The organism is Actinospica durhamensis (genome assembly GCF_018139695.1).
Taxonomy (GTDB): Bacteria; Actinomycetota; Actinomycetes; order Streptomycetales; family Catenulisporaceae; genus Actinospica; species Actinospica durhamensis.
The window spans coordinates 1-8,737 of the sequence record NZ_JAGSOG010000328.1 but is presented as its reverse complement, the minus strand read 5'-3'; the positions used below and the strand labels follow the sequence as shown (position 1 = coordinate 8,737).

The 8,737-nt window shown below is 69.2% G+C and carries 6 protein-coding genes; all 6 read right to left on the bottom strand.

What is annotated here, in order from left to right; genetic code table 11:
* The coding region (locus KDL01_RS36220; protein ID WP_307846757.1) for an FAD-dependent oxidoreductase at positions 1 to 1,012 on the bottom strand (1,012 nt) is incomplete at its 3' end.
* Between the two features lie 229 nt (positions 1,013 to 1,241).
* Entirely contained in the window at positions 1,242 to 3,137 is a 1,896-nt protein-coding gene (gene dxs, locus KDL01_RS36215) for a 1-deoxy-D-xylulose-5-phosphate synthase (protein ID WP_212533223.1), read from the bottom strand.
* Between the two features lie 369 nt (positions 3,138 to 3,506).
* On the bottom strand, positions 3,507 to 4,724 hold the full coding sequence (locus KDL01_RS36210) for an ROK family protein (protein WP_212533222.1): 1,218 nt from the start codon (positions 4,722 to 4,724) through the stop codon (positions 3,507 to 3,509).
* A gap of 95 nt (positions 4,725 to 4,819) precedes the next feature.
* On the bottom strand, positions 4,820 to 6,160 hold the full coding sequence (locus KDL01_RS36205; protein ID WP_212533221.1) for a sugar ABC transporter permease: 1,341 nt from the start codon (positions 6,158 to 6,160) through the stop codon (positions 4,820 to 4,822).
* Positions 6,157 to 6,948 (bottom strand): ATP-binding cassette domain-containing protein, encoded by a 792-nt coding sequence (locus tag KDL01_RS36200; protein ID WP_212533220.1) that lies wholly within the window; start codon positions 6,946 to 6,948, stop codon positions 6,157 to 6,159. Before KDL01_RS36200 ends, KDL01_RS36205 begins: the two co-directional genes overlap by 4 nt.
* Positions 6,949 to 7,037: 89 nt before the next feature.
* Positions 7,038 to 8,156, bottom strand: a complete 1,119-nt coding sequence (locus KDL01_RS36195) for a sugar ABC transporter substrate-binding protein (protein ID WP_246577489.1) — start codon at positions 8,154 to 8,156, stop codon at positions 7,038 to 7,040.
* Between the last annotated feature and the right edge of the window lie 581 nt (positions 8,157 to 8,737).

Below are 8,737 nucleotides of genomic sequence, written 5' to 3'. Positions count from 1 at the left end.
CGCGTACGCCGGGGGTGTGGATGTAGATCCAGTTGTCGGGGAACCCGTGCTTTTCCGGCACGACCAGGGCCACGGTCAGAAAATCGCGGTAGCGCAGGTCCTTGGCCGCCGCGATCGCCTCCGCGGACGCCGGCGGGTCCATCGCGAGCACCAGCGCCGAGATCGGAGTCGAGGAGATCACCTCGTCGGCCGGGACGATGCGCTCGTGCGGGCGGCCGTCCTCGTCGCGGGTGACGACGGTGACCGAGTGCGCGCCCTGCTCCGGCGTCCAGGACACCGTCTTGACCCAGGCGTTCATCTCCACCGTGCCGCCCTGCTTGCGCACCTTCTCGGTCGCGGTCTCCCACATCATGCCCGGGCCGTACTTCGGGTAGTAGAACTCGTCGATCAGCGACGTGATCTTCTTCGAGCCCTTACCCGGACTCAGCGCGTTCACGATCGCACCGAACAGCGACAGGTTCTTGATCCGCTGCGCCGCCCAGTCCGCCGGCAGCTCGGACGTTTCCATGCCCCACACCTTCTCGGTGTAGGTCTTGAAGAAGATCCGGAACAGCCGCTTGCCGAACCGCGCCGTCACCCAGCCGTCGAAGTACTCCTGGTTCTTCGGCGGGTTGATCTTGGCCCAGGTGTACGACGCGACGCATTTGACCGCCTCGACCACGCCCAGATTGCCGAGCGCGTTGCCGGCCTTGAGCGGGTAGTCGAAGAGCTTGCCCTGGTAGTAGATCCGGGACATGCGCGGGCGCAGCAGGAAGTCCTCCTCTGGCAGGATCTCGTGCCACAGCTCGTCGACCTGCTTGACCTTCGTGAAGAACCGGTGCCCGCCGATGTCGAACCGCCACCCACCGCGCTCCGCGGTCTGCGAGATCCCACCCACCACGCCCTCCGACTCGAAGACGCTCGCCGGATAGCCGTGCCTGGTCAGATCGTAGGCGGCGGTCAGGCCCGCCGGGCCCGCACCGATGATCACGGTGGCGGCCTTGGCACTCGTGCCGGATTCAGGTGTGTCCACAATTCTGAAATTCTGCCAGCCGGTCACGGAGCGGCCCGCGACAGCTACGTAACGATCCCTGAAGATGCGTTTCATGTTTGTGACACACCGGGCGCAACCTTTTCGTGCAGCTCAGGGTTTGTCCGCCCCGGTAGACGAGGGAGGGCGGCCGGATCGACCCGGCCGCCCTCCTCATCTCGACTTCAGCCGCACTTCAGCAACCAGGGGTCTGTGAAGTGCTCACAACTGCTCAGTTCTTCAGCAAAGTCCGGGCCGCGGACGCGATGCCGGAGCCGTCGAGGCCGAGCCGGGCGAGGATCGCCGCACGCTCGTCGTGCGCCTGGAACTCGGCCGGCACCCCGAGCACCTTGGTCGGGCGGAACACTCCGGCGTCCTGCAGCGCCTGGCTGATCGCCGCGCCCACACCGCCGACCCGGCCGTTGTCCTCCACCGTGACCACCGCGCGGTGGCCCCGGGCGAGCTCCACCAGGGCCGGGTTGACCGGCTTGACCCAGCGCGGGTCCACCACGGTGGCCTCGATCGGCTCCTGCCCGTCCGCGCCCTCGGCCAGCTGTCCGGCGGCTTCCAGCGCCGCCGCGGCCAGCGGGCCCGCCGCCACGATCAGCAGGTCGCCCTCGCCGTGCGGCTTGGCCGCCCGGCGCAGCACGTCCACACCGTCCACCCGCTCGAGCGCCTCGATCTCCGGGCCCACCGAGCCCTTGGAGAAGCGCACCACCGTGGGCGCGTCGTCCACCTCGACCGCCTCCCGCACCAGCGAGCGCACCTGCGCCGCGTCGCGCGGGACCGCGATCCGCAGGCCGGGCACCACCTGCAGGATCGACAGGTCCCAGACACCGTGGTGGCTCGCCCCGTCAGGACCGGTGATCCCGGCCCGGTCGAGTACGAAGGTCACCCCCGCCTTGTGCAGGGCGGCGTCCATCAGCACCTGGTCGAAGCAGCGGTTGAGGAAGGTCGCGTAGACCGCGACCACCGGGTGCAGCCCGCCGTAGGCCAGGCCGGTGGCGCAGGTGGCGGCGTGCTGCTCGGCGATGCCGACGTCGTAGATGCGCTCCGGGTACTGCTGGGCGAACTTGTGCAGGCCGACCGGGATGAGCATGGCGGCGGTGATGCCGACCACGTCCGCACGGTCGTTGCCGATCTTGAGCATCTCCTCGGAGAACACGTCGGTCCAGGAGGTGCCGGTGATCTGGAACGGCAGCCCGGTCTCCGGGTTCGTCTTCGGGTTGACCTGGTGCAGCTGGTGCACCACGTCCGCGCGGGCCGGCTCGTAGCCCTCGCCCTTACGGGTGAGTACGTGCACGATCACCGGGCCGCCGAAGGCCTTGGCCCGGCGCAGCGCCGACTCCACCGCCTCCACGTCGTGCCCGTCGATCGGGCCGATGTACTTCATGCCCAGGTCCTCGAACATGCCCTGGGGGGCCACGATGTCCTTCAGGCCCTTCTTGACCCCGTGCAGCGTCTCGTAGATCGCGCCGCCGACGTACGGGGTGCGCGAGAGCGCGTTCTTGCCCCAGTCCAGGAAGCGCTCGTAGCCCTGGGTGGTGCGCAGGGTGCCGAGGTGGTTGGCCAGGCCGCCGATGGTCGGGGCGTAGGAGCGCTCGTTGTCGTTGACCACGATCACCACCGGCAGGTCGCCGCCGGCGATGTTGTTCAGCGCCTCCCAGGCCATGCCGCCGGTCAGCGCGCCGTCGCCGATCACGCCGACCACGCGGCGGTCGGTCAGCCCGCGCACCCGGTAGGCCTTGGCGATGCCGTCGGCGTAGCTCAGGGCGGTGGAGGCGTGCGAGTTCTCCACGATGTCGTGCTCGGACTCGGCCCTGGCCGGGTAGCCGGACATGCCGCCGCGGCCGCGCAGCTTCTCGAAGTCGTGCCGGCCGGTGAGCAGTTTGTGCACGTAGGCCTGGTGGCCCACGTCCCACACCAGGGCGTCGCGCGGCGAGTCGAAGACCCGGTGCAGCGCGATGGTCAACTCGACGACACCGAGGTTGGGCCCGAGGTGCCCACCGGTGCGCGAGACGTTCTCGATCAGGAATTCGCGGATCTCAGCGGCCAGCCGGTCGAGTTCGGCGCGGCTGAGCCGGTCCAGATCGCGCGGCTGCCGAACCGATTCCAACAAGCTGGTCACCGCGGTCTCCTTCAGCGTCAGCGTCTGCGTTCACAAAGGACCGGCGGATGCGGCCGCCGACCCTTACCTTCCGGGCGTAGTCCTGGCCCGGGCCGCGCGCAAGGCACAGGCCCCCACGCGATCGGCGAGCCCTCCGAGTCTATGCGGCGAGCGGTCGCCGCCCGGCCGCCGGGCGCACACCTCCACATCATCTTCACCGTCAGCGACACGGGCTCACATTTGTCCTGTTCTATCATGATGCATTCCGCCGTCCGCCGAGACGCGCACGCGCCGCCCGGCTGACACGGGGTCAGCACGGACGGCGCGGGACGGATCACCCGGGGCTGTCTCGGCGAGGCGGCGGCGAAGATCGGACTGCGGCGGACTCGGTCAGGCCAGCATCGCCAGAGTGCCCGGCGGATCGCTCAGCAGCGGCCCGAAGGCCCGCTCGGCCGCGCCCACCAGAGTCGAGTCCGCGCCGAGGCCGGGCGCGGTCAGGATGACCTGCTCCCGGGGCGCGGCCAGGCCCGTGGTGGCCAGGTGGCCGCGCAGCTGGTTGTCCACCGCGGGGAACAGGTCCCGCAGCAGGCCACCGAAGATCACGACCTCCGGGTTGAAGATGTTCACGACGTTCCCGACGCCGATGGCGAGCCACTCGCCCACGTGCCGCAGCGCGGCCACCGCGCGCGGATCGCCGCCGGCGGCCGCGGCCACCACCGCGGGCACGGTCGAACGCGGCCCGTCCGGGTGTCCGGCCGCGTCCAGGATCGCCTTCTCGCCGATCTCGGTCTCCCAGCAGCCGCGCGCCCCGCAGCGGCACAGCCGCCCGGCCGGATTGACCACCATGTGACCGATCTCACCGCCGTAGCCGCCGTGACCGCGCAGCGGTTCCCCGCTCACGATGATCCCGGCGCCCACGCCGACCTCGCCGGTCAGGTACACCGCGTCCGAGGATCCGGCCGCGGCCCCGCGCACGTGCTCGGCCAGCGCGCCGAGGTCCGCGTCGTTGGCCACCTCCACCCGTGCCCGCACCCCGTGCCGGGCCAGGCCCTCGGCCAGCACCGTGCCGAGCGGCTCGTCCACCCAGCCGAGGTTCGGCGCGAACCGGACCAGGCCGTCGGACTCGCGCACCACACCGGCGATGGCCGCGCCCACGCCCACGCACACCGCGCCGGGCTCGGCCCTGGCGGACATCTCCGCGGTGAACCGGCACAGGTGCGCCACCACGTCGTCCATGGCGTAGTCCCCGCGCGGCCGGTACAGCTCCCTGCGATCCAGGATCGAACCGCCGAGGCCCACCCGGGCCGCGATCAGGTAGTCCACGCCGATGTCGAACGCGAGCACGTAGACCTGCTCCGGCCGCGGCCAGACCACCAGCGAGGGACGCCCGGCCCCGGCCCCGGCGGTGCGCGCGGGAAGTTCCTCGCGCACCAGGCCGGCGCCGGCCAGGTCGGCCGTGAGCGTGCCGATGGTCGAGCGGTTGAGCTGCATGGCGTTGGTCAGCTCGGCCCGGGAGGTCGGGCCGTGCACGTGCACATAGCGCAGCAGGGTCGAGACGTTGTGCCTGCGCACCTCGTCTTGCGTCGAACCACCCGGTCCGGCAGCCATGGAAATCCTCACAATCCCGGTTCTGGGCACATACTATGCCGCAACGTCGCGGCGAGCCGGGTCAGGGTGATCAGACCGTTGCTATCTGCGTGCGGCTAGCGCTTCGCGCGCCGGGACATGGAGTCCACGGCCGCCGCGAGCAGCAGCACCGCGCCGTCGATGATCAGCTCGTACGCGGCCGCGTTGCCGCCCTGGATCAAGTCGGACACGCCGTTGGCGAGGATCGCCAGCACCGCGCCGCCGAGCACCGCGTCGACCACCCGGCCGCGCCCGCCCATGAGCGAGGTGCCGCCGATGACCGCCGCGGCCACCGCGTACAGCAGCGTGTTGCCGCCGCCGTCGCCGGTGTTGGAGCCGCCCAGCTGGCCGGCCAGCACCAGTCCGGAGACCGCCGCCATGGCCGAGCAGATCACGAACACCGAGATCCGAATGGCCAGAACCCTGATTCCGGCACGGCGGGCCGCCTCCTCGCTGCCGCCGACCGCGAACACGTGCCGACCGTAGCGGGTCTTGGTGAGGACGAAGCTGAGCACCACGACCAGAGCCAGGATGATGACGGCCGACCACGGCACGCCGCGCTGGTGGATGCCCTCGCGCTGCTGCCAGGCCACCGCCTGGTCGATGTTCATCAGGTGCACGAAGATGCCGCCGAACACCAGCATCGCCGCGACCCGCAGGCCGAGCACGGAGAACGGCTCGTTGGCCAGGTTCTTGCGCCGGCGGGCGTTCGCCTGCACGACCTTGACCAGGGCGTAGAGCACGACCGAGACGACCAGCACGACCCAGCCGGCGGCCGGGGTGAGCCGGCCGAAGTAGAGGTTGTGCAGGGTCTGGTCGGAGATCTGGATGCCGTTGGACTTCGAGTTGATGATCAGCACCTGCACGCCCTGGAAGGCGATGAAGGCGGAGAGGGTCACCACGAAGGACGGGATGTTGAGCTTGGCCCGCAGCCAGCCGAGCACCATGCCGGACACCGCGCCGAAGGCGGCGGCGCCGAGGATCGCGGCGTACCAGGGCATGCCGTGCTTGACCGAGAGCACCGCGGCCACGGCCGCGGCGGTGGAGCCGACCACACCCGCGGACAGGTCGATCTCGCCGAGCAGCAGCACGAACACCAGGCCCATGGCCAGGAGCGTGTTCGGCGCCGCCTGCTGCACGATCTGCACGAAGTTGCTCGTGGTCATGAAGCTGGACTGGGCGATGCCGAAGACCACCATGAGCAGCGCGGCGCCCGCGACGGCCGGCACCGAGCCGGTCTCGCCGCCGCGCACCCGGCGCACGTAGGAGCTCAGCGTGGCGCCGAGGGTCTGCGGAATCAGGGCCGTGACGTGGACGGCGGGGTTGGCGGCCTCGTGGTCCGCGACCACGTCGCGGGTGCCGGCGGCCGAGGTCTCGGTGCTCACAGTGCTGGGCGAATCGCTCGCAAGCTCGCTCATGCTGCGGCTCCCTTCGTGGTCTCGACCAGGCCGAGGTCGCCGGAACGGCCGGCGGTGATCAGCTCGACGATCTGGGTGTGGTTGAGCTGCGAGGTGCGCACCTGGGCCGCCATCCGGCCGAGGTAGAGGGCTGCGACGCTGTCGGAGACCTTGAGCACGTCGAGCATGTTGTGCGAGATCAGGATGACCGCGATGCCCTGGTCGGCCAGGCGCCGGACCAGCTCGAGCACCTGCGCGGTCTGCGCCACGCCGAGGGCGGCGGTGGGCTCGTCCAGGATGACGACCTTGGAGTTCCACAGCACGGTCTTGGCGATCGCGACGGTCTGGCGCTGGCCGCCGGACAGGCTGGCCACCTTCTGCCGCACCGACTTGACCGTGCGCACCGAGAGCGAGGCCAGGGCCTGGCCGGCCTGGTGCTCCATCTCGGCCTCGTCCAGGGTGCGGGTGCGCCCGTTGAGCGTCTCGCGGCCCAGGAACATGTTCTGGACGATGTCCAGGTTGTCGCACAGGGCGAGGTCCTGGTAGACGATCTCGATGCCGAGGTTGGCGGCGTCGCGGGGGTTGTTCACCGTCACCGGCTTGCCGTCGAACAGGTACTCCCCGCCGTCTACCTGGTACGTGCCGCCGATGCACTTGACCAGCGTGGACTTGCCGGCGCCGTTGTCACCGACGAGCGCGGTGACCTCTCCGGGCCTGGCCTCGAAGTCGACGCCCTTGAGGACCTCGACGGGTCCGAAAGACTTGGTGACCCCCCGCAGCCGGAGGATCGGCTCTGTGCTCTCACTCATGGTTCCTCGGCTCTCCTTCGTGCCTCGGGGTGGTCGAACCCGCCGACCGCGCCGTGGACGCTCCACGGCACGGCCGGCGGGTCGGGGTGCTACTGCAGGCCGGCTGCGGAGCAGGCTGCGGCGAAGGCCGAGGTGCACACGTCGGACAGCTTGTCGTCGCCGCCGGTGATCGGGGCGCCCACGTTGGCCTTGGTGATCACGACCGGGGTGCCCAGGATCGACTTGACCTGGGTGTTGTTGGTCGGGTCGGTGACCGAGGTGAAGGTGTCGGTCACGTTGCCGGCGATGATCTGCGAGGCCAGGTCGACGGCCGGGACGGCCTCGCCCTTGGCGGCCTTGTAGATCGAGAAGGACTGGTCACCGGTCAGGATGTTCTGCAGGCCGGCCGCCGAGGCGTCCTGGCCCGAGACGACGACCTTGCCCGCGATGCCCAGGTTCTTGAGGTCCTGGATGACCGCGTTGGCCATGCCGTCGTTGGCGACCATGACCACGTTGATGTTGTGGTCCTTGTTGTACATCGACATGAAGTCGGTGCCGGCGGTCGGGTTGTCCCAGTTGGTGACCCACTGCTCGCCGGACTCCTTCCAGGTGCCGGCCTTGATCAGCGGGCTCAGGACCGACATGTAGCCCTGGTTGAACAGCACCGCGTTGTGGTCGGTGGTGGCACCGTCGAGGATCGCCACGTCCGGGTTGGTGATGCCGTCGGCCTTGGCCGCCGCGACCAGGGCCTGGCCCTGGAGCTGGCCGACCTCGGTGTTGTTGTAGGAGACGTAGTAGTCCGGGCTGGCACCGGTGTCGAGGCGGTCGTAGTCGATCGTCTTGACGCCCGCCGCGTGCGCTTCCTTCTCGATCGACGCACCCACGGTGGTGTTCAGCGGGTCGAGGATCAGCACCTGCACGTGCTCGGTGTTGATCATCTTGTCGGCGAGCGACTGCTGCGTGGCCGGAACGCCCTGCGCGTTCTGGATGTCACAGTTCAGGCTCTTCGCCTTGCACTCGGCGGTCAGCGCCGGGGCGTCCGCGTTCACGTAACGGGCGGAGGAGACGGTGTCCGGCAGGATGATGCCGACCTGCACGGCGGAGGAGGTGGTGCTCGTGGACGAACCAGAGGCGCTCGACGAGTTCGAGCTCGAGGAGCAGCCGGCGACACCGAAAGCGAGGGCAGCAGCGCCGACGACGGTGGCACTCAGGACGGCCTTACGCATCATTGCGCGTGGTCCTTTCTCAGGGCGCCGCACCCGTCCATTGCGATCCGGGTCGGCGGTTCCAAGGAATGTTGTCTGAGGCAACGTAAATCCAAGCGGCCGCTCAGCGGAAGTCCTTGATCCAAAAGATTTGTTGCGGGCGATAACGATTTCGCCACGCAGGTAGAAGGCTTGCCGCAGCCCCGCGAGACCAGATGGCCTCGCAATTCGGACATGGTCTATACCAATTTCAGGCTCTTCCAAGGTCGCGAACAGCCCCGTTTCGACGGACATAGCGCGGACCGGACAACAAATCAGGCACAGGGCGGGTGGGGGTGTGTCGACACGACCCGCGTTACCGAAGTGCAACCTGAGGCGGGGCGTGCAGGGGATTTCGTAACCTTACAGAGATCTTGGCGACTCTATTCCGTTATCAGATGGCCGGGGTTGCGGGTGGCCTGAGGGGTGGTGAGTCGTGCCGCGTTATCAATACCGGAATGGAGAACGCGCATCACAGCCGGTCACCGACGTACCGGAACCGGGCACGCAACGTGGTCGGGTGAACTCGCTGATCAGTGGGCTTGCTGTCTCTTATACACCTCTCC